General features: G+C 67.7%; 30 protein-coding genes, 1 tRNA gene and 1 pseudogene. 19 read left to right on the forward strand and 13 right to left on the reverse strand.

Features of this window, described 5'->3' with window-relative positions:
- Positions 1-127: 127 nt before the first annotated feature.
- Entirely contained in the window at positions 128-364 is a 237-nt protein-coding gene (locus tag ACWDX7_RS24930) for a helix-turn-helix domain-containing protein (protein ID WP_326588957.1), read from the reverse strand.
- A 187-nt stretch (positions 365-551) separates the two neighbouring features.
- On the opposite strand from ACWDX7_RS24930, the gene ACWDX7_RS24935 reads away from it, so the two are divergent.
- Positions 552-1,541 (forward strand): helix-turn-helix transcriptional regulator, encoded by a 990-nt coding sequence (locus ACWDX7_RS24935; RefSeq protein WP_451492532.1) that lies wholly within the window; start codon positions 552-554, stop codon positions 1,539-1,541.
- 19 nt (positions 1,542-1,560) lie between these two features.
- Here ACWDX7_RS24935 and ACWDX7_RS24940 read toward each other — a convergent pair whose 3' ends face one another.
- Positions 1,561-1,821, reverse strand: coding sequence for a hypothetical protein (locus tag ACWDX7_RS24940; protein WP_451492533.1), 261 nt, complete (start codon positions 1,819-1,821; stop codon positions 1,561-1,563).
- A gap of 7 nt (positions 1,822-1,828) precedes the next feature.
- Entirely contained in the window at positions 1,829-2,050 is a 222-nt protein-coding gene (locus tag ACWDX7_RS24945; protein WP_451492534.1) for a hypothetical protein, read from the reverse strand.
- A gap of 201 nt (positions 2,051-2,251) precedes the next feature.
- On the opposite strand from ACWDX7_RS24945, the pseudogene ACWDX7_RS24950 reads away from it, so the two are divergent.
- Positions 2,252-2,548, forward strand: a pseudogene (locus ACWDX7_RS24950) (transposase); the annotation flags it as partial.
- Positions 2,549-2,576: 28 nt separating this feature from the next.
- Here ACWDX7_RS24950 and ACWDX7_RS24955 read toward each other — a convergent pair.
- On the reverse strand, positions 2,577-2,867 hold the full coding sequence (locus tag ACWDX7_RS24955; RefSeq protein WP_451751686.1) for a hypothetical protein: 291 nt from the start codon (positions 2,865-2,867) through the stop codon (positions 2,577-2,579).
- A gap of 251 nt (positions 2,868-3,118) precedes the next feature.
- Complete coding sequence (locus ACWDX7_RS24960; protein ID WP_451492535.1) at positions 3,119-3,802, reverse strand: TetR/AcrR family transcriptional regulator C-terminal domain-containing protein; 684 nt, start codon at positions 3,800-3,802, stop codon at positions 3,119-3,121.
- A gap of 117 nt (positions 3,803-3,919) precedes the next feature.
- Between ACWDX7_RS24960 and ACWDX7_RS24965 the strand changes: the two genes are divergently transcribed.
- Positions 3,920-4,624 (forward strand): DUF4386 domain-containing protein, encoded by a 705-nt coding sequence (locus tag ACWDX7_RS24965; protein WP_451492536.1) that lies wholly within the window; start codon positions 3,920-3,922, stop codon positions 4,622-4,624.
- 414 nt (positions 4,625-5,038) lie between these two features.
- Here ACWDX7_RS24965 and ACWDX7_RS24970 read toward each other — a convergent pair whose 3' ends face one another.
- Entirely contained in the window at positions 5,039-5,983 is a 945-nt protein-coding gene (locus ACWDX7_RS24970; RefSeq protein ID WP_451492537.1) for a restriction endonuclease, read from the reverse strand.
- 339 nt (positions 5,984-6,322) lie between these two features.
- Between ACWDX7_RS24970 and ACWDX7_RS24975 the strand changes: the two genes are divergently transcribed.
- Complete coding sequence (locus tag ACWDX7_RS24975; RefSeq protein WP_451492538.1) at positions 6,323-6,529, forward strand: hypothetical protein; 207 nt, start codon at positions 6,323-6,325, stop codon at positions 6,527-6,529.
- Positions 6,530-6,832: 303 nt separating this feature from the next.
- Here the strand turns inward: ACWDX7_RS24975 and ACWDX7_RS24980 are convergent, their stop codons facing one another.
- The 3 genes from ACWDX7_RS24980 to ACWDX7_RS24990 all read right to left on the reverse strand — a co-directional run bounded on the left by ACWDX7_RS24980 (position 6,833) and on the right by ACWDX7_RS24990 (position 10,371).
- Positions 6,833-7,621, reverse strand: coding sequence for a DUF6414 family protein (locus ACWDX7_RS24980; protein ID WP_451492539.1), 789 nt, complete (start codon positions 7,619-7,621; stop codon positions 6,833-6,835).
- A gap of 1,204 nt (positions 7,622-8,825) precedes the next feature.
- Positions 8,826-9,518: an HAD family hydrolase gene (locus ACWDX7_RS24985; RefSeq protein ID WP_451492540.1), complete on the reverse strand. Its 693-nt coding sequence runs from the start codon at positions 9,516-9,518 to the stop codon at positions 8,826-8,828.
- Positions 9,505-10,371, reverse strand: coding sequence for a GntR family transcriptional regulator (locus tag ACWDX7_RS24990; protein WP_451492541.1), 867 nt, complete (start codon positions 10,369-10,371; stop codon positions 9,505-9,507). Before ACWDX7_RS24990 ends, ACWDX7_RS24985 begins: the two co-directional genes overlap by 14 nt.
- 153 nt (positions 10,372-10,524) lie before the next feature.
- On the opposite strand from ACWDX7_RS24990, the gene ACWDX7_RS24995 reads away from it, so the two are divergent.
- The 12 genes from ACWDX7_RS24995 (at position 10,525) to ACWDX7_RS25050 (ending at position 17,721) form a co-directional block, all read left to right on the forward strand.
- Positions 10,525-10,854 carry an SCO3933 family regulatory protein gene (locus ACWDX7_RS24995; protein ID WP_451492542.1) on the forward strand — a complete coding sequence of 110 codons (330 nt, stop codon included), beginning with the start codon at positions 10,525-10,527 and terminating at the stop codon, positions 10,852-10,854.
- A gap of 2 nt (positions 10,855-10,856) precedes the next feature.
- Positions 10,857-12,206 (forward strand): FtsK/SpoIIIE domain-containing protein, encoded by a 1,350-nt coding sequence (locus ACWDX7_RS25000; RefSeq protein WP_451492543.1) that lies wholly within the window; start codon positions 10,857-10,859, stop codon positions 12,204-12,206.
- Positions 12,207-12,285: 79 nt separating this feature from the next.
- The gene (locus ACWDX7_RS25005; protein ID WP_451492544.1) at positions 12,286-12,477 is read left to right on the forward strand and encodes a hypothetical protein; all 192 of its coding nucleotides are present in this window, start codon (positions 12,286-12,288) and stop codon (positions 12,475-12,477) included.
- 67 nt (positions 12,478-12,544) lie between these two features.
- A complete protein-coding gene (locus ACWDX7_RS25010; protein ID WP_451492545.1) occupies positions 12,545-13,225 on the forward strand; it encodes a DUF2637 domain-containing protein in 681 nt (226 codons plus the stop codon).
- Between the two features lie 19 nt (positions 13,226-13,244).
- Positions 13,245-13,433 (forward strand): mobile element transfer protein, encoded by a 189-nt coding sequence (locus ACWDX7_RS25015; RefSeq protein WP_189812239.1) that lies wholly within the window; start codon positions 13,245-13,247, stop codon positions 13,431-13,433.
- A 20-nt stretch (positions 13,434-13,453) separates the two neighbouring features.
- Complete coding sequence (locus tag ACWDX7_RS25020) at positions 13,454-13,609, forward strand: hypothetical protein (protein ID WP_451492546.1); 156 nt, start codon at positions 13,454-13,456, stop codon at positions 13,607-13,609.
- A gap of 12 nt (positions 13,610-13,621) precedes the next feature.
- Positions 13,622-13,963 (forward strand): SpdD-like protein, encoded by a 342-nt coding sequence (locus ACWDX7_RS25025; protein WP_451492547.1) that lies wholly within the window; start codon positions 13,622-13,624, stop codon positions 13,961-13,963.
- A gap of 5 nt (positions 13,964-13,968) precedes the next feature.
- The gene (locus ACWDX7_RS25030; RefSeq protein ID WP_451492560.1) at positions 13,969-14,514 is read left to right on the forward strand and encodes a GGDEF domain-containing protein; all 546 of its coding nucleotides are present in this window, start codon (positions 13,969-13,971) and stop codon (positions 14,512-14,514) included.
- 93 nt (positions 14,515-14,607) lie between these two features.
- Positions 14,608-14,787 (forward strand): hypothetical protein, encoded by a 180-nt coding sequence (locus tag ACWDX7_RS25035; RefSeq protein WP_451492548.1) that lies wholly within the window; start codon positions 14,608-14,610, stop codon positions 14,785-14,787.
- Positions 14,788-14,982: 195 nt separating this feature from the next.
- Positions 14,983-16,371: a replication initiator protein RepSA gene (repSA, locus tag ACWDX7_RS25040; protein ID WP_451492549.1), complete on the forward strand. Its 1,389-nt coding sequence runs from the start codon at positions 14,983-14,985 to the stop codon at positions 16,369-16,371.
- A complete protein-coding gene (locus ACWDX7_RS25045; protein ID WP_332757535.1) occupies positions 16,364-16,576 on the forward strand; it encodes an excisionase family DNA-binding protein in 213 nt (70 codons plus the stop codon). Before repSA ends, ACWDX7_RS25045 begins: the two co-directional genes overlap by 8 nt.
- Positions 16,576-17,721, forward strand: coding sequence for a tyrosine-type recombinase/integrase (locus ACWDX7_RS25050; protein WP_451492550.1), 1,146 nt, complete (start codon positions 16,576-16,578; stop codon positions 17,719-17,721). The genes ACWDX7_RS25045 and ACWDX7_RS25050 overlap by 1 nt, the downstream gene beginning before the upstream one ends.
- A 51-nt stretch (positions 17,722-17,772) precedes the next feature.
- Here the strand turns inward: ACWDX7_RS25050 and ACWDX7_RS25055 are convergent.
- Positions 17,773-17,846: transfer RNA gene (locus ACWDX7_RS25055), tRNA-Gly, on the reverse strand.
- A gap of 467 nt (positions 17,847-18,313) precedes the next feature.
- Between ACWDX7_RS25055 and dcd the strand changes: the two genes are divergently transcribed.
- Positions 18,314-18,901: a dCTP deaminase gene (gene dcd, locus ACWDX7_RS25060; protein WP_451492551.1), complete on the forward strand. Its 588-nt coding sequence runs from the start codon at positions 18,314-18,316 to the stop codon at positions 18,899-18,901.
- On the forward strand, positions 18,898-19,395 hold the full coding sequence (locus ACWDX7_RS25065; RefSeq protein ID WP_355416887.1) for a phosphoribosyltransferase: 498 nt from the start codon (positions 18,898-18,900) through the stop codon (positions 19,393-19,395). The genes dcd and ACWDX7_RS25065 overlap by 4 nt, the downstream gene beginning before the upstream one ends.
- 67 nt (positions 19,396-19,462) lie before the next feature.
- Here the strand turns inward: ACWDX7_RS25065 and ACWDX7_RS25070 are convergent, their stop codons facing one another.
- From ACWDX7_RS25070 to ACWDX7_RS25080, 3 genes are all read right to left on the reverse strand, one after another.
- Positions 19,463-20,356, reverse strand: a complete 894-nt coding sequence (locus ACWDX7_RS25070; RefSeq protein WP_451492552.1) for a Yip1 family protein — start codon at positions 20,354-20,356, stop codon at positions 19,463-19,465.
- A gap of 218 nt (positions 20,357-20,574) precedes the next feature.
- On the reverse strand, positions 20,575-23,151 hold the full coding sequence (locus tag ACWDX7_RS25075) for a (Fe-S)-binding protein (RefSeq protein WP_451492553.1): 2,577 nt from the start codon (positions 23,149-23,151) through the stop codon (positions 20,575-20,577).
- Positions 23,152-23,261: 110 nt separating this feature from the next.
- Positions 23,262-23,816: a sugar transferase gene (locus tag ACWDX7_RS25080; protein WP_451492554.1), complete on the reverse strand. Its 555-nt coding sequence runs from the start codon at positions 23,814-23,816 to the stop codon at positions 23,262-23,264.
- 255 nt (positions 23,817-24,071) lie between these two features.
- Here ACWDX7_RS25080 and ACWDX7_RS25085 point away from each other — a divergent pair.
- The coding region (locus ACWDX7_RS25085) for an Hsp70 family protein (RefSeq protein WP_451751701.1) at positions 24,072-24,818 on the forward strand (747 nt) is incomplete at its 3' end.

Genomic DNA, 24,818 nt, shown 5'->3' on the forward strand with positions numbered 1-24,818 from the left:
AACTGGTCCTCGTGGACATCAAGAGGCTCCGACGGATCGCCGGCTACAGCCAGGCGTGTCCGCACGGTCCGCATACAAGAGAGCCCCACGAGCCCCACCGGCAAGGCCGGTGGGGCTCTCATGGATGTCAGGCGGCACTGCGGGGTGCCATGTCGAGGCCCTTGATGTCGTCCGCGTAGAGGTGGGAGACGATCGCGGCCTCGAACCTCGACTTGAGGTGAAGCTTGCGCACGATGCTGGCGGTGTGCGCCCGTATCGTGCGTTCCGCGATGCCGAGGTGCCGGGCAAGGCGGCGGTTCTGCTCCCCTGACGCCAGCAGCAGGAGCACCTCCACCTCGCGGCCGGTGAGCGCGGAGAAATCCATCAGGTCATTTTCAGCCAATGTCTTCAAAACAACTTCCCCCGTTGAAGGTTCATGATTCATATCACTTTCAGCGGTTACGCCGGACCTGGTTCTTTACCTGGGCATTACCCTTCGTTCCAGTACGTAAGACTGCACGCCGTCTGACTCATGGCGTGCGGTTATGCATCGGAAGGCCTGCGGGGGCAACTTGAACGGCACCAGCCTGCTCATACTCGGACTCACCGTCACGGAGGAGCGGGTCTACCGCCACTTCCTGCGCAACCCGGGAACGCTGGGTGAGGACATCCACGTCCTCCTGCACGCCCCCCGGGAAGAGGTCGAGGCCGCCCAGGCCAGGCTGTCCCAACTCGGCCTGCTGCACGCTGATCAGTGGGCGTTCGGCGCCACCGACCCGGAGGTCGCCGTGGGCCGGCTCACCGATCTCCGGCTGCGGGACCTGCATGAACAGCTGCAGCAGGTCACCCAGTCCCGCCACCTGATAGCGGACCTGAAGGCCGAGCAGGGCGGCAAGTCCCCTATGTCTCACGGAGTGGAGCGGCTGGAGGTGTTGGCCCAGATCCGCAACCGCATCGACGACCTGGCCTTCTTCGCCCGCGAGGAGATCCTCTCGGTGGAGCCCTATACGGCGCTGACGGCCGACAACATCATCCATTCCCGACCGCTCGACTCCCGCTGTCTGCGCCGCGGCCTCCGTATTTGCAACGTCGTCCGCAAGGAGGTCCTGGACCACCCGGCGACCATCGCCTATCTGCGTGAACTCATCTCCCAGGGTGCGTCGATCAGGGTCGCCGAGGATCTCTCGGAGCGGATTCTCGTCTACGACCGGCAGACCGCTCTGGTTCCCGTCGACCCGGCGGACACCTCACGCGGCGCGCTGGTCACCCAGCAGGCCGGTCTGGTGTCCAACATCCTGGCGCTCTTCGAGAAGATCTGGGACGAATCCGTCGATCTGTCCTTGCTGATCGATGCCGGATCCGAGTCGGTGGATGTGCTCTCGGAGATCGAAAGACGGGTACTGGAGGAGATGTGCCGGGTGGGCAAGGACGAGACGGGGGCCCGGAACCTTGACATCTCTGTCCGTACCTACCGCCGTCACGTCGCCGATGTGCTGCGCATCCTGGATGCCAGCAGCCGTCCTCATGCCGCGTTGCTCGCGAGGGAGCGGGGCTGGATCTAGTCGCGGTCTTCCCGGCGGACTACGGTCCCTCCGCGCACCAGCCACGCAGCGAGTTGTCTGCGAGCGCCCCCACCAGCCACGTCCGGACCGCATCTGCCGCGTTTTCCCCCGGGGCGCCCGTCGTACGAACCAGCATCCTGATCCGGCCCGCTCTCACCTGCTGCGTGCTCGTCCAGTCCGCTGGCAGCAGGCCGACGAGCCGGATGACGGCGGTCTCCTCCGGCGCGGCTCCCGGGTCGGCCCTGACCAATGCCACCTCGTGCGGTTGCCGTTCGCTCATCGCGCTCTCACTGCCAGCCGTTGACGCAGGCCAGCTTCGCGATCAGCTGCAATGCCGGCCGGTGCGCGGTCTGCGCCCCGAGGTCGGGCAGGGGCAGGGGAAGCGGCATCGAACAGATCTTTTCCGGTGCGGCCGGGCGGGGGGTGGCCGCCGAAGCCTCGGCCGGTACCAGCAGGACCAGGAGAGCCGTGGTCGGCACCAGTGCTGCGGCGATCTTCTTGACGCTCATGGGTATCTCCGTGGGATCGAAGAGCGGTGGTGTTCGTCCGGCTGTTTGCCGGTGAGAACAACCTTGTCAGCGGCGGATGCCGCTTCCCACGAAGATCGGTGTCAGCTTGTTGCACCTTCGGCATCAGCTTCGTGCCAAGACCGGCGGGCATCGCGCGGGTGGTGTAGATACCCGCCGGGATGCCGCGGGCTCGTCTTCGCCATCGACCACGGCGCCAGCTTCGGCATCGACGTCGAGGTCACCCGCCGCGACCCGAGCCAGAAAGGCTTCGAGGTCATCCCCCGGCGATGTGTCGTCGAGCGGGCCTTCGGCTGGCTCATGAACCACCGCCGCCTCACCCGCGACTACGAAACCCACCCACACCGCTCCGAAGCGCTGATCCGCCTCGCGATGATCGACCTCATGAGCCGCAGGCTTGCACGAGAGTCGACTCCGAACTGGCGCGACGCCCGAGCACATGACAACGCAGCACCGCGTTCGACTCGCGAAGCACCGTGAACCGCAAATCCACCAGGTCAAAACTCCTTCAGGTGGCCGGGTTCTGGGCAGGGCACCCGCCCCCGTAGGCGTTCTCGTAGATCGGGTTGCCCTCCCTGTCTCTGAGGTGGAAACAGTCGCCGTTGGCCCACACAGTGACCGAATCGGGCCGATGTCCGACCTCGAACGGCTCGTCACCATACGACGTCCCACCCCAAGTGCCGTCTCCTGCGGACGAGTGGGTGACAACAATGCAAGTCCCCTTCGGCAGAAGCCGGTGGATGTCCGCCCAGGGCTCCACGGTCAGCTCCAGCAGCTCCTCGCCATCGTTGCTGACCACCAGCCGCGCTGTTCTCCCCGAGAACACTCCAGGACCCCCACTCGACCTTGCGCCGTCACGCGCGAGGCGCATACAGCACGATCCTCACACGGGTGATCACCCAATCCGAAGTCAGGCCGAGATACCAAACAACCCTGCTGGGACAAAAGGCTCTTTAAGGGCGTGTGGTGAAAATGCTGTTCACAGCCATTCGTCCGGGTGGACGGCGGGGATCGTGAAGGCCACGCCACCGGGCACCCGCCCCGCACCCGCTACGCCTTCCGCGCGGACGTCCAGCCCTGGCGGCGGAGGTGTTCGAAGCCGTCCAGGAGGAGGTCCAGGGCGAATTCGAACTCGAACTGGTCGTCGCAGCCGCCACCGACCGTGGAGCCTCCGTCGTGTGCGGCCGTCGCGGCCAGTTCCGCGATGTTCGGGTAGCGAGCCGCCAGTCCGGGGTCCGGCGGGCCGGAGGGGCCCGAGGTGTCGAACAGTTCCTGGCTGAAGCCCAGGAGGCGGCTGCCCATCGCGTGCATGACGTGGTGCGTGAGGTCGGCGGAGAGGCCGCCGTCCCGGAAGCTCCCGGCTATCGAGTCCAGGTACGCAAGCACGGCCGGGGTGGGGCCGGTCCGCGACTCGATGACCCGGACCGCCCAGGGGTGGCGCAGCAGGACCCGCCGGGCCGAAAGGATCCTCCCGCGGACCACACGCTGCCAGTCGCGGCCCGCGGCCGGCGGATCGATCTCGCTGACGACGGCGTCGGCCATGCCGTCGAGCAGCTCCTCCTTGTTGGCCACGTGCTTGTAGAGGGCCATCGGTACGACGTCCAGCTCCTGCGCGAGCCTGCGCATGCTGAGCGCGTCGATGCCCGTGGTGTCGGCGAGCGCGACGGCGGCGCGCAGGACGCGGTCCCTGTTCAGGGGGATCCGTTGCGTGCGCGTGGCTTCCTGCCGGGTCATTCCGGTTCGGCCCCTTCCCTCATCGACAGCCCTCTCCTTGACGAGTGTACGCCGTACACCTACGATCCTTGCGAGGTGTACGGCGTACACCACCACCGAGTGAGGGGTACAGAGAAGATGAGTCCTGACCGGAGAACCGCGGTGGCCGCGGGGTCGCTGTTCCTGCTGACCGAGGCCGCCGCGATAGCCGGGGCGATCCTGTACCGCCCCCTCCTGGGGGCCGCGGACGGCCGGCTCGCGCAGGGCGCCGACACGCGGGCGCTGCTCGGGGTGCTCTGCGAGGTGGTGCTGGTGGTGGCGGTGGCCGGTACCGGGGCTGCGCTGTTCCCCGTCCTGCGGCGCCACGGTGAGGGGCTCGCGCTCGGGTACGCCTTCGGGCGGCTGCTGGAGGCGGCCGTCATCGCCCTCGGGATCGTCGCGGTCCTGGCGCTCGTCACCCTGCGGCGGGACGCGGGGGCGGCGGACGGCGCCGATGCCGCGCTGGTGGCCCTGCACGACTGGGCGTTCCTCCTCGGGCCCAACATCGCCCTCGGCCTGAACACCGTCCTGCTCGCGTACCTGGGGTACCGCGCACGGCTCGTACCGCGCTTCATCGCCGTGCTCGGGCTGGTCGGCGGACCACTGATCTGCGCCTCGGCCGTCGCCGTGATGTTCGGGGCCTACGCGCAGCTCTCCGTGACGGGGGCGGCTGCCGCGCTCCCGGTGTTCGCCTGGGAGCTGGGGCTGGCCGGGTGGCTGATCGTCAGGGGGTTCGGGCCCGGCTCAGGCGCCGCGTCCCGGGCAGACGGAGAAGTGGCTGATCCGGCAGGTGTCCGTCGGTGATGCCGACCCGAGTCTGACGGCCGTGCCGTCCGCTACGAAGCGACCGTCCTCTCGTTATCGCCACCATCGCGTGAAGGGCTGAGAGATCCAGACAACAAACAAGCCCCAAGTCAGTGACCTGGGGCTCAGTTATGGAGCGGATGACGGGAATCGAACCCGCGCTCTGAGCTTGGGAATCACCGATCCCGAAGACCCGGTAAGCCCTGTGACCAGTGCAAACGGCCCTCGGCGACAGCGTCTTCGCGCTATCGCGTGCCCGGTGTTGCCCGCGGCTTACCGCCCCATCTGGCATGCGTCTGGCACGTTGAGCACCTCCGGCCGCCGCGTTGGGCCGGTTCCTGAGGGACGCCAACATTAATAATGCTTCATCACTGAGTGATGCAGCATTCCGCGGACGAGGCAGCCGGAGGCGCTCTACTTAGGCAGCACGTCTGGGCTGCTGCCTTCGAACGACTTACCGGCGGGCCAGAGCACCACGCACTCTTGGCTTGTCGCGAGGTCGATCAGGTCCTTGCGTGGCTCGGAGGGTAGGAGGATCGCGCACGTGGCCGGCCGTACGAAGCGGCTGTAGTCAGCCAGCTGTCCGATGGCCATGCGCACGTTCTCGCGTGTGACGCTCCCCTTCGCCTCAACGAGCAAGCCGAGTTCCGGCGCGTAGAGGTCGGTCAGCAAGGGGCGGGTCTCTCCGTCAGGCAGGATCCGGTGCCGATGAACCCGCTGCCCCTTCGACCTGAGGTAGTCGCTGAACTGGAGGACGAGCTTCGCTTCCCGCCGCTCTGCTTCGTAGGGTTCGCGGCTCGGGTTGACGAAGGCCGTCTCGGTGTCCTGCTGCTCAATATCTACGTGCAGGACCGGCTCTGGCTGGCTGCGTAGCACCCGACCGAGCTTCGTTTCCGACTCCTGTGCGGTGGTGTCCACGGGTCGCAGCTTGAAGACGATCACTTTGCGGAGGGGCCCGTCGCCGGTCTCCGGAGCATCGGCCTCATACCAGCCGTCGACCTCGAACTCGCCGAGGTAGGTGACAAACCCGCGGGCCCCTTGGAAGACACGCAGCGCGCGGCCTTCTGCTCGGTGGTTCAGGATGCTGGCGTTGCCGGACAGCATCCGCTGGTCGCCGTACTGCCCCTCGCCGCTGTAGTGGAACAGCCCGTCCGGCATCCAGCCGTCGTAGTAGCCGTGCTTCTCGCCGGCGATCGGGTCCGTGAAGACCATGACGTTCGGCGTCTTCGCTGATGGGCCGATGCCCCCCTGCGTGCGTCCGCCGTACTCGGCGTGCAGTCGCTTGCGCTCGATCGTGTCGCCGGGTTTGAGCTCCCATGCCATCGAGCTTGCTGGGTCCGCGACGTTTACCTCCTTCATGTGTAGCTCTCCTCATCTATTGCCTTCGTCTATGGCTTCCCTACTAAGCCTTGTCGTAGTGTACTCTGCTCACGCGGTACAGGAATCAGATGCGCGAATCCTACCCGTAAAAATCGCATCCAAATCGGACATGGCTCGCCGGGAGGTGTGGGGGGAGGGCGGTTCGGGGGCCAGCCGCAAGCACGAAGCAGTCTGTTGGCTGCCGTCTAAGGCCTCGCGGGGCACTTGACGGCCTAGATCGAGAACGCGGCCACGGCCCCTGCATATGGAGCAGGCGGCCACCCGTTGCAGCGGGGGCCGCCTTGAAACACCTCGTCCATCACTCCAGGAGGCGTCCCCATGAAAGTACGACGAACCCAGTCGGAAGGCGAGCGGCGCCGCCGCCCCACCCGCAAGATGGTGGCGCTCGCCGCGGCCGGGACCGTCGCGTTCGGACTCGCCTTGATCGCGCCGGCCGCCGGCACGGCCTTGGGAGTCGCCGCCGCGGTCGTCGCGGTCATGCCCTCCCACCGTAGGGGAGGCGACGGGGGCGACGCGGAGGAGTAGGCACTCTCCGGGCGTGCGTCCGTCACAGCAGCGGCAGGACCCTTGACCGAAACGCTGGTCAAGGGTCCTGCTGTTGGTGACCTTCTGGTCCGTAGCTCTAGCCAGACCGCTCAGCGACGGTCATACCGGCCATGACGCGCCTCCTGCAAGGCGGTTGCAGGCGGGTGCGGCCGCGGGGTTGCTGTACTGCGCTGCTGTATGCCGATCCGTACACTCCGAAACAACTGGGAGCGTTGAGACTGACTGGACCCACCCTGTCTGCCGGCGTCCCTTTGTCGCCAAGCGATGCGAGCAGGCAACGTCTCACCGGTAGATTGCGAGAATGTCCAGAGTGAGTGCTGGCCCCGTCACCGTTTCCGCATCGCTCTTTTGAGGCTTTCGCGCGGCCTGCCTACGCTGCTCACGGCTCATCAGCGATGCGCCAGGAAGAGCCATCAGGGGATGACTTTCCCCCTCTTTCCATTTCTTGGCAACTTTCCCCAGAATGAAAACTTCACCCTCGATGGAATCTTTGACGTATTCCTTCGTCAACTTTCCCGTGACTTTCGGCCCGCCCTCTTCTTGATCTCCGACGATAACGATGTCCGACTTCATGGCCTTGGCGAATCCTCGCATCGCCGCGGTCTCTTCTTGCCCGGGCATCCCGTGCACATCTTGACCCATTAGTGAAGCCATTGGACGGAAGGCTTCCAGCAGATCCAGCATGTCGCTCAGTTGCTCCGGCTGACTCATGAGCTGGACCATAGGGGGGACCTCGACTTCGAATTGACCGTGAAGGAAGTCCATAATTCCCACCTGCTCAAATTCCGCTTGCAAGCTGTCAATGTCACGGTAGTTCCATCGACCGGCGTCAGAAGCGAGTGCCGAGACAAGTCGAATGAAGCGCTGACTTGCAGTCTCTCTGATCACGCGTTCCCGCTCACTAGAACCGGCCTCTCCCGCCGCGAACCCCAGACCCTCGGCGGGCACCCCTGCGCCATCCTGGGTTCGATGCCGAGATTCATCGGAAATGCCTTCCTCTACGACCGAGAGGTACTCATTTAGAGACTTTTCATCCAGGTAGAGAAATCGAGGCAGTGCAGGAATCGGCATTTTCTCACCCTCTGACTTGTGGGGATATCTTATGATTAGCGTCGGCGAGACTCTGCCTCTGAGGACAGTCTGGCCAGCTCTTCTTTCGCTGGGATGCGTTTACTTTCCTCGATCGTGTCGGGCTCATTGCTATAGGCGATATAGCTCCCCGGAGATGCAATGTTCTCAAGATGGAGAGGGAATGTAAGTACGGTGACCCATTTTCTACGATGGCCAAATTTACATTTAAGCTCAGCCCTATATTCGCGGGGCTCCGGAATAAACCCCGGGAAGGGGGATGAAAATTCCACAAATACTTGCTCGGCGGTCCTGCCGTCTACTGAGAATACTGAGGGCAACCGAAGCCCATCTTCACTCTCTGGTCTAAGGCGATCCCGCGTACTGTGCCACGAAAGGGTGGCGGCCGCGGATGCTCCCGAAACTTCAAGGCGCATATCCAAGATCACGATCGGCTTGGGGCCTGTATTGAACAGGATGAGCGGGATCCTGATGAGGGTCTTTTGTAGAGTGGCAGCAGCTGCAAAGGTGTGGGGCGGGTAAGAGCGAAGTTTTCCCTGCCTGGCGTTAAGCCACCAGAAGGAGCTGACAGTAAAAACAAGGGCACAGGCGGCAACTACCGCTGCCGCGGGCAGGGAACCTGACTGGCTGGCAGCTGTTAGCGGCATCACATGTGGATTATGGCATCCACGTTCATCGGGGCGCAGGAATCTTGTGCCTTCTGGCGCTCAGCGAGCGCAACCCGCTACTCACCCGCGCTCCCATCCCGTCTGCCGTCGGCCCACACGCACGTGGAGCGGACGCGGTGCCGGGCGTCCAGGTGGAGCGCCCAACTGGACGAACGACCTGGACGCCCGGTGCCGTGTCTGCTCGGCTTGTCCTGGGCCGATGGCGGATGGGATGGGAGTTCCCGCCTCAACCCCCACGGGCCGGCACCCGCCAATGGCGCCCCCGCCATCCCGGAGCCTGAGGCCCCCGCCGGAGGCATGTCGGTGAGTGATGGCACCGCGGGCCCGTAGGGGACTGCCTCATGCCCTTGGGCCTATCCCGCCTTGCAGGGGCGGGCGTCGGCGCAGCGCGCGCGGAGCGGGCCGAAGGCAGGAGCGTCGCGCGGAGCGGAGCCGGGAAGCCCGCCCGGCGGAGCGGAGCGCAGCCGGGTGCTTGATGAGGTAGAGAAACCTGTAACAGGTCCACGCTGCTCCTCCGGCTACGCCGTGATGAGCGCCTCGGCGATGGCCTGCATGTCATCCGTAACGGTGTCGGCTCCCGCTTCAGCGAACAGGGCCGCCTTGTGGGGCTTGTTGGCGTAGCCGATGACCGTCGTACCGGCTGCTTGAGCGGCCTGAATGTCCGTGAGCGAGTCCCCGATCAGCGTGCAGTGCGTGACGTCCATGTGCGCTTGCTCGGCCGCCGTGATGAGCGGGTACGGGTTCGGCTTCATCAGGTGGGGCTGCCCGGAGGGTCGGCCGACGATTCCTGTGACGTACTCACCCAGGCCGTGCGCCTCCACGAAGCGCCCGACGCAGTCGGCAGAGTTGTTGCTCACCACCACCACGATCCGTCCGGAAGACCGCGCCGCCTGAAGGGCTTCTACCGCTCCCGGAGTCGGCGGGCCGGCCACTGCAACGGCCTCGACCTCGGCTTCCGTCAGCGCGCGCTCTATTTCCTGCCCGATGATGGCGTCCGTTTCGTGGGCGATGCGCAAGACCTCGATCGGATCGTCGGTCTCAGCGGCCTTGGCGCCCGCGGCTTCATCCTGAGACGAGAGCAGGGCCGTGAGTTGCTCGGCGACCTTGGGTGCAGGCAACCCGGCGAATACGTCGCACATGGGACCGTCGAAGTCGAAGAAGACGACGCGCGCGTTCGCAAGAACCCCCGCGAGCTGGTCATCGTGCGTCAAGGTCAAAGTCCCTTCCGATGGTCTCCCACACGCTGTCGAACCACATTCGGGCCTGCTGGACCTGCTGTGCTCCGCTGGAAGACTCGCCGTCGTTGATCGAGTGGTGGAAGAGCGTGGCGTCCTTGCCCACCAGGTCATAGATCTCGATCGTCTCGCCCTGGGCGACGACCTTGTTGGGACGGATCGGGTAGTACCCGAAGAACGCGTCCTCGTCGTTGATCACGTAGAGCTTGAAGAACTGCGTGCCGCTGTGAACGCGGACGTTGATCCGGGTCTCGGCGACAAGGCCAAGGTGCTCCAGCTCGGTGATGGCGTCCCTGATGCTGCGGGTGTAGCTGACCATGATGTCGTGCATGCGGTCGCGGAGCCGCTTGTCGTCCGCCCCGTCCTCAATGCGCACGGGCGCGGCCTGCGGTACGGACATGTCTGGGACGAGTATCCGCACGGTGATGCTTGACGGCGTGAGCCGGCCGACCCGGATTTTGTCGAGCGGTTCCTGAAGCGCGCCGTGCAGGGTCTCGCTGGAGAATCCGGCGAAATCGATGGTCACGTGATCCTTGGCGAAGGCCTGCTCGACATACGGCCTGAGACCCGCTGGCCTCTCGGTCCGGTTCCGGACGTACACGCCACTGCCCTTGCGGGAGATGACGAGCCCCTCGTCTTCGAGGTCCCGCAGTGCGCGCTGGATCGTCGCCCGCGCGAATCCGTACAGCTCCGTCAGTTCTTTGTGAGAGGGGAGCTTCTCACCAGGAGCCAGGCGCCTCGTTCGGATAGCAGCGCTGAGACTGCTGGCCACCTGCTCATAAGGCGCTCGGTCGTCGTCTGGGTCTAGGGGCTCGGGGACGAAGGTCATGGGTCGATGGTAGGCGAGCGGCCTAGGTCAGGACAGTCATGCCAGTCAGGTTGTTGACATGGCTAGCCACCTCTCGTACCTTTGAGATGTGACCAACCGGGATAGCCAAGTTGGTCATCTAGCTCCCTGCTGGCATCTCTTGAAGGAGAAACCATGCCGTCGTTCAAGGTGGACACGTCGACCGCCGTGGTGTTCGTGGCCACGGCCCCCGCCCCGAAGCTCGTCAGCAAGCAGACCGGCGAGCGCGCCATGGACCGCGAGACCGGTGCCGCGCTGTCCACGGTGGGACTGCTGATCTCAGACGAGGGGGAGGGCAACCTCTACCAGGTGACCGTGCCGGAAACCGGCCTTCCCGAGGGGCTCATGCCGGGCATGCCGGTCTCGGTGATCGGTCTCAAGGCCCGGGACTGGGAGAACACGTTCAATGGCCAGAGCCGCCACGGCATCTCATTCCGTGCCGTCGCCCTCACGGTCGGGGCCTGACGATGACCGACCTGACGACCTTATGGGAGGTCGGCCTCCCCCTGGCTGGTGCGGGCGGTGGCCTCGGGTATGCGAAGGCTCGCGCACCGCGCGTCTTCTGGTCGCTGGTGGGGCTGCCGGTGGCGCAGGTTCGGTTCGCGGTCACGTACCGCTCCACGATGGACGTGTGTGGGCTGACCGTGCAGCCGTCCCGCCTGCGGGCATTCCTGGTTCGCAACGTCGCCCGCCGCAGCGATGTACAGCCCGTCCCACCCAAGGTCCGGCGAGTGCGGGGTTCCTCGACCGGGATGCAGGTCACACTGCGTCTGCCGGCCGGACTGGAGCCCTCCGACGTGATCGCGGCCTCCGAGCGGCTGCGCCACGCCTGGGGCGTCCACTCCGTCCACGTGGTTGAGACCAAGCCGGGGTTCGTAGAGCTGCGGATGACCGGCTACGACGTACTTCGCCGGGTGAAGATGCCGCGCCGGCGCCCGTCCGGACACATGGTGGTCCCGGTCGCGCTTCGGGAGGACGGTACCGCGTTCGTACGGGACTACCTCAAGGTCCCGCACGCGCTGACGCTCGGCGCCAACCAGTCAGGCAAGTCGATGTACCTGCGCAACCTGATCGCCGGGCTCGCCCGACTGCGGGTCGCCCTGGTCGGGATCGACTGCAAGCGGGGAGTCGAGCAACGCCGGTACGCGCCGCGACTGTCGGCTCTCGCCGTCACGCCGGAGGAGGCATCCGGCCTGCTGGATGCACTCGTGGATGAGATGGAAAGCCGCTTCGACCTGCTAAGCGACTACGGGGCCGCCGATCTGTGGGCCCTGCCCGACGAGGTCCGGCCGGTGCCGATCGTGTTGCTCGTGGACGAGGTCGCGGAGTTGTTCCTCGTGGCCGTCAAAAGGGACGAGGAACGCCGGGACCGGATGGTCATGCAGTTGATCCGCCTCGGGCAGATGGCCCGCGCCGCCGGCATCTACCTGGAGATCTGCGGCCAGCGTTTCGGCTCCGAACTCGGCAAGGGCGCCACCACGCTCCGCGCTCAACTCACCGGCCGCGTGGTCCACCGCGTCAACGACAAGCAGACCGCCGACATGGGCTTGGGCGACATCGCCCCGGACGCGGTCGTGGCCGTGACGACGATCCCGCCCGACAAGCCCGGTGTCGCCGTGGCCGGCGATTCCTCCGGTGGCTGGTCCCGTATCCGCACCCGCGAGCTGAGCGCCGAAGAGGCCGCCGAGATCTGCGCCCAGTTCGCGCACCTGACCCCGGTCCTTCCCGGTCTCGCCCCGTACCGGCCGATGATCCCCACCGTGATTCCGGCCCCCGGGTCCCTTCCGCTGGCGAAGCCCATCCCGGCAACGGACTAGCAACTTCCCTCCCTCGGTCGGCGCGACCGTCTCGCGCCAGGTCCCTACCCGACCCATGCCCGAAACCGGAGGAACAGCCGTGACCACCGCAAAGCAGCCCCCGACCCAGCGGGCCCGCTCGCCCAAGCTCGCCCCGGCCGCCGAGAACTGCGGCACCTGCGCCGGATCCGGGGAGACCACCACGACCGTACGGGTCGGCCGCAAACGCCGCGAGATCGCCGCCACGCAGACCGGACTGTGCCCGGACTGCCTCGGCACCGGCACCGCCTAACCCGTTCCCCTGAACCCGCTGGCGTCGGAGAACACCCGGCTCCGGCCTCCTAGAAAGGAGGTGACCCGTGTCCCGCACCCTCCGCCTCGACGCCGTGCTCATCCAGGCCGTCATCGCCGGTGCCCTGTCCTTCGCCCACCTCCACGACCTGGCAGCGGCGGCAGGACAGGACGGATGGAAAGCGTGGGCCTACCCGGTCAGCGTCGACCTGCTGCTGGTCGCCGCATGGCGCCGGATGCGCACCGACGCGGAGAACCGCGACGCATGGCTCTGGTTCGCCATCGCCCTCGTCGCATCGCTCGGCGCCAACATCGCCACCGCCGGACTGCTCGACCTGAACAACGTCCCGCCCTGGCTACGCATCCTCGTCGCCGGCTGGCCCGCACTCGCCTTCCTCGGCGGCACCCTGCTGGCCCACGCGCCCGCCCCGGCCCCGGTACCGGAACCCGCGGAGCAGCTCCAGGCCGAGCCCGTCCAGGCCGAGCCCGTCCAGGACGTGACCGTGGAGCGCGCACCGGAACCGGCTCCCGAGCTGCCGCCGGCCGAGCCCGCTCCTCAGTCCGTACCGCCGGAACCCGCTCCGCTCCCGCCCGCTGTGCCGGTCCCGCCCGCCCTGCTCGACCACGCCCAGAAGATCGCAAACGCCCACCACGCACAGACGGGGGCCCCGATCGATTCCGCGACTCTCCGGAGCCGCCTCGGCGTCCCGCCCGCGCTGGCGGACGCCATCGCCGTCCAACTCACGTGACAGCAAGGGAGACAGACCCATGCGCCCGAACCGCTTCCACAACGTCATCCGCATCGGCCCGGTGCGAGTCGGCACCCATCACGACGGCCGAGGCCGCACCCGGCACACCGCCGTGTGCACCGCCCCCGGCTGCGACTTCTCCGCCGACTACCTCACCCGCGCCGCTGCCGAACTCGCCGCCCGAACCCACCGCTGCAACCCGCGCTGACCACAAAGGAGACCCACGTCATGGACGTACCGCTCTGGCTCGCCCTGATCGTCGTCGGCGTCCTCGGCTACAAGCTCATCCGCCCGCCATTGTGGCTCGTCGCAGTGATCCTCATCGGCGGCTACCTCCTCGCCAACAGCTCTCTCGCCCCGCTCATCGACCCGATCACCAAGTAGGGAGACCCCGCCATGCTCCGACCGCGCATCCCGGTCAACCCGCTCCCGACCGGCATCGTCACCCCGCTGGCACAGCCCGTTCCGTTCTCCCGTGTCGAGCCCGATCGTGACTCCTCGCCGATGACCCGGGACCGCCACGACTCGGCTGCGGCACCTACCGCTCTGGCCCGCACCACGGTCCAGCTCACCCCCGGCAGCGTGGTCGTCCTCGCCGCCGGCGGTGGTGCCGTCGTCCTCGTCGTCGGCGCCGTCCTCGTCTCGATGCTCCTGGCCGTCGCCATCACCGGCGTCTCCGTCGCCGTGATCGCAGTGGTCCTGCGCCTGCTCGTCAAGGACCTCCAGAAGGGCCGGTGACTCAGATGGACACGCACGTCATCGCTGCGGGCTTACCGGCCCTGGGCTGGGCCCTGCACGGCGGGATGCTCTTACGCCGCCTGGCCACCGCCCGCCGCGACCCCCTGACCGGTCTGCACACCCGGGCCGGATGGACCGCCCGCGCCGAACGCCTCATCGCCAAGCACCCCACCGCGCTCGTGCTCCTGGTCGACCTGGACGACTTCAAGGCCATCAACGACACCCACGGCCACGCTGCCGGAGACGCGGTCCTCACCGCCACCGCCCAACGGCTGAGCGACTGGTGCGGACGCCACGGCATCGCTGCCCGTCTCGGTGGAGACGAGTTCGCCGCCATCATCACCAACCCCGGCCGCACCCCGGGCCTTCGCGCCCTCCGGGCCGCCCTGGGCCAGCCCCTCACGCACAACGGCTGCACCCTGCCGGTCTCGGCCTCGGTCGGCCACTGCCACCGCGACCACCTGCCGATCCCTGTGCTCAGCGACGCTCTGTCCGCTGCGGATTCCTCGATGTACGCCGCAAAGGGCCACGGCAGGCGCAACACACGCTGAGCGGCCCCCGGAGCGGCCTCGGTCGCCAAACTTCCGCCGCCCCGGGCGCCTGAACCCCTTCAGATCCAACCGACCCGAAAGGGAAGCCTCATCATGCCCCAGCACGCCCAGGCCAAGCCCGTCTGCCGCGACTGCGACGGCTTCGCCACCGCCACGATCACCACTGGAGCCCGGACCCCGGACGGGGCCCGAGACACCGTCCGAGTCGACTGCCCGACCTGCCAGGGCCTCGGCCGCATCGTCCCCGCCGTTCTCGTCCGGATCGGTAGGTGAGCGTCGTGCCGAACCTCGCGCCCTCGAATGACGCGCCCGGTCTGCGCGTGAGCAAGCCTTCCCCGTCCGAGCCTGCCACTGCCTCCGCCGTCTGCCACTGCGGCGCCTCCGCCTCCGCCAAGGGAGACGCCCAAGTTGGGGCCCTGGTCGCCGGTTGGAACGCCAACCACGGCTCCTCACACGGGAAGTGATCGGGTGAGCGACACCGCCACTGCGGCGGGCCTGGACCCGGCCACCTTGAGCGATCTGCTTCGGGTGGCCGGGGCTCCCGGCTTCGACCGCCTACACGAACAGATTCGCCGCACCGGAGGATGCGCCGCTCCCATCCGGCTCAGCGGCGGCACAAAGCTCCTCGACCCAGCCACCCGGACCGTGCTTCACGCGTACACGACCGACGCCGAGCCGGGTGGGGTCCTCCGCGTCGCCTGCGGCAACCGCCGGGCCTCCCGCTGCCCCGCCTGCGCCTGGACGTACGCCGGTGACACCTACCACCTGATCCGCGCCGGTCTCGTCGGCGACCCGGCCAAGGGCACCCCCGAGACGATCCGCGATCACCCTCGCGTCTTCGCCACCCTCACCGCCCCGTCCTTCGGACCGGTCCATAACCGCCCCGGCATCCGCCCCTGCCGCTGCGGCGTCCGGCACCCCGAAGACGCCGAGGAGCTAGGCACCCCGCTCGACGCGGCCACGTACGACTACGCGGGCGCCGTGCTGTGGAACAACCACGCCTCCGAACTGTGGCGCTACTTCACGATCTACCTCCGCCGCGAGATCGCCGCCCGCGCCGGCCTCACGCAGAAAGCCGCCCGCGAGCAGTCCCGCGTCTCCTTCGGCAAGGTCGCTGAGTACCAGAAGCGCGGAGCCGTGCACTTCCACGCCGTGATCCGCTTCGACGGACCAGAGGGGCCCGACAGCTCGCCGCCAGCGTGGGCCACCCTCGACCTACTCACCAACGCCATCCGGGCCGCAGCTGCCCGCGTCCGTGTCGTCGTGCCCGCCAGCCCTGAGCACGGATTCGAGAACGACTGGGTGCTCCAGTGGGGTGAGCAGATCGACGTGCAGCCCATCGGCGCCTTCGGCAACGGCGAGGACCTGACGGAGCAGGCAGTCGCCTCCTACGTCGCCAAGTACGCGACCAAAGCCGCCGAGACCACCGGCACCGTGGACCATCCGGTCGGCAACAAGGAAGCACTCGTCCTTCTCGGAGTGCCCGACCACCCCCGGCGGCTCATCGAAACCTGCATGGACCTCGACCGGGCGTATCCGGACCGGCGCCTGCGGGCCTGGGCGCACATGCTCGGGTTCCGCGGGCACTTCTCCACGAAATCCCGCCGCTACTCGACCACCCTCGGCGCCTTACGCCAAGTCCGTGCCGACTACCGCGCCGCCCAGCATCGCGCCTCCCTCGGCCTGCCCGACCCCGACGACCACGCCGAGGCCACCCTCCTCGTCGTCGCCCACTGGGCCTACGCCGGCCACGGCTCCACCCCCGGCGAATCCTGGCTCGCCGCCAACATCCGCCGCGACATCCAACTGAACCGCGAGATCGCCCGCGAAGAGCTCATGGGGGAACGAGATGAGTGATCGATACCTCTCCGTCGTCCAGGTCGCCGAACTCCTCGGTACCACCGTCCGGTTCCCGCGGCGCCTGGTGGCCGAGCGGCGCATCCGGTACGTCAAGGTCGGTACCCACGTGCGGATCCCGGAGAGCGCGGTGCAGGAGTACATCGCCGCCCACACCGTCGAACCGCGTCGACCGCAGCGTTCCCGCTTCCGGAGGGCTGCCTGATGGGTAACCGCAAGGGTAAGAAGCGTACGTTCGGCGCCATTCGGAAGCTGCCGTCTGGCCGGTTCCAGGCCCGGTATCCCGGACCCGATGGGGTGATGCGGCCGGCGCCCGAGACCTTTGCGACCTCACGAGATGCTGATGACTGGCTCGCCGAGAAGCAGACCGAGATCAACAAGGGCGACTGGCGCGACCCGGACGCCGGAGCGGTCAACTTCGGGGAGTACGCACTCCAGTGGATCGATGAGCGCGGCCTCGCCGCCACGACCGACGAGCTGTACCGGCGGCTTCTGCGGCTGCATCTGCTGCCGGCCTTCGAGGAGTACGACCTCGATGAGATCACCCCGCCCCGGGTGAGGACGTGGCGGGCTGAGAGGCTCAAAGAGACCGGGGCCACGACCGTGGCCAAGGCGTACCGGCTGCTCAAGGCGATCATGGAGACCGCTGCCGATGATGAGTTGATCCGCCGGAACCCCTGCCGGATCAAGGGCGCGGGCAAGGAGTCGCCTGCTGAGCGACCAACCGCGACCGTGGACCAGGTCGATGCGCTTGCCCGTGAGCTGGGCCCGCGCTGGCGGCTGCTCGTCTACATCGCCGCTTACGGTCCCGCCCGACCCGAGGAACAGGCAGCCTTGCGGCGGCACGATGTCGACCTTGCCAACTGTGGCGTCTGGGTGCGGTCTGCCGAACCCGAGCTGAACACCGGCAAGCGTGCGGCCGGCGAGACCAAGTCCGAGGCGGGTAAGCGGTTCATCGTCCTGCCCGACTTCATGAAGGGTGATCTAAAGCTGCACATGTATCTGTACGCGGAGCAAAAGCCGGACGGGCTGCTGTTCGTGGGGGAGCGGGGCGCCCCCTTTCGGCGGACGACCTTTGGACGGAAGTGGAAGAAAGCCCGGAAGAGGGTGGGACTGCCCGAGGGGTTCACGCTGTACGACCTTCGTCACACCGGGCACACCCTCTCGACCCAGTCCGGCGCCACGCTCAAGGACACGATGGTGCGGGCCGGCCAGTCCTCGGAGAAGGCCGCCATGATCTACCAGCACTCCAACCTTGAGCGTCAGCGCGAGGTGGCCGCCGGGATCGATGCGCGGGTGCAGGCCTTGCGGGCCAAGGCTTCTGGCACGGATCTGGCACGTGAGGGATAGAGAGGTCTAGGCAACACAAAAGCCCCAGGTCGCTGACCTGGGGCTTTGCTGTGGAGCGGATGACGGGAATCGAACCCGCGCTCTGAGCTTGGGAAGCTCATGTTCTACCATTAAACTACATCCGCATAGGAGTCCAGTTGCCTGGATCCGTATCGTCACTCACTCTACCCCATGATCGACCCCCGGTGTATTCGCCGCCGGGTCACCGTTGTGTGTGGTGTGCACCAGGGCGTGTGGGGGCGGGAGTTGGGGCGTACCGTGTGGGTGCGGAGCGGCGGCTGGAGTGGGTCCTGATCATCCCCTAATGTGGCGATTCGTCGCAGTACAGCTCGTTGGGGAAAGGGACTCGATGGAGCACACCGTCGTCCGTTGTGCCGAAGGGCACGTTTTCAGCACCGCCTCGTTCCCGCTGCAGCATCTCGGTGCCGGCCGGATCGGGCCCGGGCGGCTCCTGCGGTGTCCGCGGTGCGCGCGGCTGCGTCACGCCGTGCCCGTCGGCGCCGCCAAGCGGTAGACCGCAGCGATAGGGCCAGGCGCGCGGGGCGCCGCTCTCGATTGGGGGTGGCCCGCGCGCACTGCGTATCCTCGGGACGTGCTTCTCTCTGACAAAGACATCCGGGCCGAGATCGACAGCGGACGGGTTCGCATCGACCCGTTCGAGGAATCGATGGTGCAGCCCTCCAGCATCGATGTACGTCTCGACCGGTTCTTCCGGGTGTTCGAGAATCACCGCTACGCCCACATCGACCCCGCGGTCGAGCAGTCGGACCTGACGCGGATGGTCGAACCCGACGGCGACGAGGCCTTCATCCTGCATCCGGGCGAGTTCGTCCTCGCCTCGACGTACGAGGTCGTCTCGCTGCCCGACGACATCGCCTCCCGCCTGGAGGGCAAGTCCAGCCTGGGCCGCCTGGGCCTGGTGACGCATTCGACCGCCGGCTTCATCGACCCCGGCTTCTCGGGCCACGTGACCCTTGAGCTGTCGAATCTCGCCACCCTGCCGATCAAGCTCTGGCCCGGTATGAAGATCGGGCAGCTGTGCCTGTTCCGGCTCAGCTCGCCCGCGGAGTTCCCGTACGGGAGCGAGCGGTACGGATCGCGGTACCAGGGCCAGCGCGGCCCGACGGCCTCGCGGTCCTTCATGAACTTCCACCGCACTCAGGTGAGGCACGAGGCATGAGTGAAGTACGCGAGAACCTGACCTACGACGGCTTCGGCCGCGCCGTGCGCGAGCTGGCGCAGACGATCGCCGACGACGGCTACGAGCCCGACATCATCCTCAGCATCGCCCGCGGCGGCGTGTTCGTCGCCGGCGGCCTGGCGTACGCGCTGGACTGCAAGAACATCCACCTCGTGAACGTGGAGTTCTACACCGGCGTCGGCACCACGCTGGAGATGCCGGTCATGCTCGCGCCCGTGCCCGACGCGATCGACTTCTCGGCGAAGAAGGTCCTCATCGCCGACGACGTCGCCGACACCGGCAAGACGCTGAAGCTCGTCCACGACTTCTGCCTGGGCCATGTCGCCGAGGTCCGCTCCGCGGTGGTCTACGAGAAGTCCCACTCGCTCGTGAAGTGCGAGTACGTGTGGAAGAAGACCGACGAGTGGATCAACTTCCCCTGGTCGGTCGAGCCGCCCGTCGTCAAGCGGGAGGGCCAGGTCCTCGACGCCTGAACCTCCGGTGAGACGGAGAAGGGCCCGCCGCGCGGTCATCCGCACGGCGGGCCCTTCCCCGTTCGCGCTACAGCGTGCCCAGCTTGATGATCGACAGCAGTGCGATCAGCTGGATCGCGGACGCGCCCAGCGCCTTCGGCCACGGCAGATCGTGCGACTTGCTGACCATCGAGGTGAAGAGCGCGCCCGCTGCCAGCCAGGTCAGCCAGCCCAGCACCTGTACGACCATGTTGTCCCCGCCGAGGAACACGGCGAACAGCAGGCGCGGCGCGTCCGTGATCGACATGGCCAGCATGGAGAGGCCCACGGTGGGCTGCCACGACCCGTCGCCGCCCATCTGCCGGGCCAGCGTGTGCGTGACCGCACCCAGGATCAGCCCGCAGATGACGAACGCCACGCCCGTGGACAGGACGATCGGCACGGCCTTCGAGAGCGTCGCGTTGATCACGTCCTGGCGGGCGTCGTCGAGGCCGAAGACCGCCAGCAGACCGTAGAGGAAGGTCACGGTCAGGGCGGGGCCCCAGACGGAGTAGTCGCGCATCTGGAGGAAGGTCTGCCCGGGGCGGGTCACGATGCCGCGGAGCAGTTCCTTCCAATGCAGCCGCGGCCCGGCCGGGGCGGCCGTGGAAGCCCCCGCCCGGTAGGTGCCGCCCTGGCCGTACGGGTCCTCGCCGAACACGAAGGCCTGGGTGTGCCCCGGGTTGTCGTTCGCGTACGCCGGTCCCGGGCCGTACGGGGGCTGCGCCTGCGGCTGCTGCCCGTACGGGTCGAAGTACTCGGGCTCGCCCTGGCCCCCGGCGGCCTGCTGCGGCCACTGCTGTTGCGGGGGAGGCCCGGCGGGAGGGTAGGGCTGCTGGCCGTACGGCGGCGGCGGTTGCTGCTGACCGTACGGCTGCTGCCGCGGGGGTTGTTGCGGGGTGCGGTTGTTGTCCCGGCCGCGTCCGATCCTGAATCCAGCCACGTGATCGAACGTACCTGGTCCGGCGGCCCGGGGTGACCGGGCGGCCGGAACGCGCGGGCTTTGCGGCTGACCTGTGACATCCCTTAGGGGAAACCCGCAGGGGCGCGGGGCGCGGTGCGGCCTGAGTCGACGGCATGCGCAACGGCCGGTCCCCACACGGGGGACCGGCCGTTGCCGTACTGCTCAGCGTGCCTGCGCGGGCGGCGCCGGCCGGACCGCTACTTGGCGCCCTCGGGCTTCGCCTCCGGGTCGAGCTCGGCGCCGGCCGCGGGCTCCGCCGCCGCTTCGGCGCCGGCCGCGGCCTCCGCCTCGGGCGCCGGCTTCGCCGCAGGGGCCGCCGCTGCCTCGGCCTTGACCGCAGCGTCCGGCTTCGCTGCCGCCGGAGCAGCAGCCTCGGCCTTGACCGGAGCCTCCGCCTTGACCGGAGCCTCCGCCTTGACCGGAGCCTCCGCCTTGACCGGAGCCTCCGCCTTGACCGGAGCCTCCGGCTTCGCGGCAGCTTCCGCCACCACCGCGGCCTCCGGCTTCGCAGCAGCTTCCGCCTCCAGCGCAGCTTCCGCCTCGGGCTCCGGCTCCACCACCGGCTCCGGCGTCTTCACCGAGTCGAGCAGCAACTGCGCCACGTCCACGACCTGGACGGACTCCTTCGCCTGCCCCTCGTTCTTCTTGCCGTTCACCGAGTCGGTCAGCATCACCAGGCAGAACGGGCACGCCGTCGAGACGATGTCCGGGTTCAGGGACAGCGCCTCGTCAACCCGCTCGTTGTTGATGCGCTTGCCGATCCGCTCCTCCATCCACATCCGCGCGCCACCGGCGCCGCAGCAGAAGCCCCGCTCCTTGTGGCGGTGCATCTCCTGCTGCCGCAGCCCCGGCACGGACGACATGATCTCGCGCGGCGGCGTGTAGACCTTGTTGTGCCGGCCCAGGTAGCACGGGTCGTGGTAGGTGACCAGGCCGTCCACCGGCGTCACCGGGACCAGCCGGCCCTCGTCGATCAGGTGCTGGAGCAGCTGGGTGTGGTGGATGACCTCGTACTCGCCGCCGAGCTGCGGGTACTCGTTCGCGATGGTGTTGAAGCAGTGCGGGCAGGTCGAGACGATCCGCTTCGCCGACTTCGGCTTCTTCGTCGCCGGATCGTCGTCGTCTTCCCCGAAGGCCATGTTCAGCATGGCCACGTTCTCCTGGCCCAGCTGCTGGAACAGTGGCTCGTTGCCCAGGCGGCGCGGCGAGTCGCCGGTGCACTTCTCGTCGCCGCCCATGATCGCGAACTTGACGCCCGCGATGTTCAGCAGCTCCGCGAAGGCCTTCGTGGTCTTCTTGGCCCGGTCCTCCAGCGCGCCGGCGCAGCCGACCCAGTAGAGGTAGTCGAACTCGGAGAGGTCCTCCGCGTCCTTCCCGATGATCGGGACCTCGAAGTCGACCTCCTTCGTCCACTCGACGCGCTGCTTCTTGGCCAGGCCCCAGGGGTTGCCCTTCTTCTCCAGGTTCTTGAGCATCGTGCCCGCCTCAGACGGGAACGCGCTCTCGATCATCACCTGGTAGCGCCGCATGTCGACGATGTGGTCGATGTGCTCGATGTCGACCGGGCACTGCTCCACGCACGCACCGCAGGTCGTGCAGGACCACAGCACGTCCGGGTCGATGACGCCGTTCTCCTCGACCGTGCCGATCAGCGGACGCTCGGCCTCCGCGATGGCGGACGCCGGGACGTCCTTCAGCTGCTCCGCCGTCGCCTTCTCGTTGCCCTCCATGTCCTTGCCGCCACCGGCCAGCAGGTACGGGGCCTTGGCGTGCGCGTGGTCGCGCAGCGACATGATCAGGAGCTTCGGGGACAGCGGCTTGCCGGTGTTCCAGGCCGGGCACTGCGACTGGCAGCGACCGCACTCCGTGCACGTGGAGAAGTCGAGGATGCCCTTCCAGGAGAACTGCTCGACCTGCGAGACGCCGAAGACGTCGTCCTCACCCGGGTCCTCGAAGTCGATCTGCTTGCCGCCGCTCGTCATCGGCTGGAGGGCGCCCAGCGCCGACGAACCGTCCGCGTTCCGCTTGAACCAGATGTTCGGGAAGCCGAGGAAGCGGTGCCAGGCGACACCCATGTTGGTGTTGAGCGAGACGGTGATCATCCAGATCAGCGAGACGCCGATCTTGATCATCGCCGTGAAGTAGATGGCGTTCTGGAGGGCGCCGAGCGACATCCCCTTGAAGGCCAGGACCAGGGGGTACGAGGCGAAGTACGCCGCCTCGTAGCCGTCCACGTGGTGGATCGCGCCCTCAAGGCCGCGCAGCGCGAGGATGGCGAGGCCGATGGTGAGGATGACGTATTCGACGAAGTACGCCTGCCAGGCCTTCGATCCCGTGAAGCGGGACTTGCGGCCCGCCCGCGAGGGAAGGCTGAGCAGCCGGATCACCATCAGGACGACGATGCCGACGATGGTCATCAGGCCGATGAACTCGGTGTAGAACTCGAAGGGCAGGAAGTCCCCGATGATCGGCAGCATCCAGTCGGCCTGGAAGAGCTGACCGTACGCCTGCACGAGGGTCGGCGGCAGCGTCAGGAAGCCGATCGCGACGAACCAGTGGGCGAAGCCGACGATGCCCCAGCGGTTCATGCGGCTGTGCCCGAGGAACTCCCGGGTCAGGGTGAGCGTTCGGGCCTTCGGGTCGTCCGTACGGCTGCCGGCCGGTACGGGCTGGCCGAGCTTCACGAACCGGTAGATCTGCGCCACGGCTCGGGCGAGCAGCGCGACGCCGACCACGGTCAGGACCAGCGACACGATGATCGCGGCGAGTTGCATGGGAAGGCTCCTCGGGCGGCACTTACTAAGCGGTAACTTATGCAGTCAAGGCTTGAGGTTACCCACTCCCGACGCCGCAATGTAGCCGAGCGCTCGGTGATCTGTGTCGCTCAGGCATGCCTTTGCCGGTAAGCCGCCCGGGGGGTCCGCGCCAGGATCGCGAGGTCCATCCCGAGCCAGTGGTTCTCCACATAATGGCGGTCGAGCAGGGTCATCTCCTCCCAGGGTAGGTCCGAGCGGGCGCTCACCTGCCACAATCCGGTCATTCCGGGCCGTACGAGCAGTCGCTCGGGGCGGTCCGTACGCGCCTGCGGACGCGGTCCGACCAGTGACATCTCGCCCCGCACCACATTGAGCAGCTGCGGCAGCGCGTCGAGGGCGCACCGCTCCACGGCCGCGCCGAGCAGGCCCGCGCCGTCGGTGTGGAACCGCCACGTCCGGAACGGCCGCCCGGCCAGGCCGGCCGCCGGCTCCCGTACCAGGACCCGCGCGGGCCGCGCGCCCCGCGTCGCCTGGGCGCCGTACAGCAGGCCGGCGATCAGCAGGAGCGGTGCGGCGCAGGCCGCGAGCAGGAGCAGCGAGGCGGCGAGGTCGAGCACCCGCTTGGCCGGGGGTCCGGCCGGCCGGGGGAGCGCGAGGGCGGCGAGGGTGAGCGGCAGGGGCATGCTCCGCACGGTGCCGCAGCCGTCGGGCAGGAGCCGTGAGACGCGCGGCGGCGGTCCCCCGTCCGGGTGTGGCGGGCCCGAACCACCCGTCCCCGCCCCTCAGGGGCTGCGGCCCGGGATTTGCCGAGGTGGCAAGGCGGGTTGCGCGTAAGGGGAGCCTAAAGGTTGAGCCAACCAGGCTCAGCTCTGTTGACGTGGGCGCAGCCTTGCGGCATCCTTGAGCCTGTTCCACTCAAGTCAGCTGGAGGAATCGAAATGGCACGTGCGGTCGGCATCGACCTGGGCACCACTAACTCCGTCGTCAGCGTTCTGGAAGGCGGCGAGCCCACCGTCATCACCAACGCCGAGGGCGCCAGGACCACGCCGTCCGTCGTCGCGTTCGCCAAGAACGGCGAGGTGCTCGTCGGCGAGGTCGCGAAGCGCCAGGCGGTCACGAACGTGGACCGGACCATCCGCTCGGTGAAGCGCCACATGGGCACCGACTGGAAGATCAACCTGGACGGCAAGGACTTCAACCCGCAGCAGATGAGCGCCTTCATCCTGCAGAAGCTGAAGCGCGACGCCGAGGCCTACCTGGGTGAGAAGGTCACGGACGCGGTCATCACCGTCCCGGCGTACTTCAACGACTCCGAGCGCCAGGCGACGAAGGAGGCCGGTGAGATCGCGGGCCTCAACGTCCTGCGCATCGTCAACGAGCCGACCGCCGCCGCCCTGGCCTACGGTCTCGACAAGGACGACCAGACCATTCTCGTCTTCGACCTCGGCGGCGGCACCTTCGACGTGTCGCTCCTGGAGATCGGTGAGGGCGTCGTCGAGGTCAAGGCCACCAACGGTGACAACCACCTCGGTGGCGACGACTGGGACCAGCGCGTCGTCGACTACCTCGTGAAGCAGTTCCAGAACGGCCACGGCGTCGACCTGTCCAAGGACAAGATGGCGCTCCAGCGTCTGCGCGAGGCCGCCGAGAAGGCGAAGATCGAACTGTCCTCCTCCACGGAGACC

The organism is Streptomyces sp. NPDC003034 (assembly GCF_053591375.1).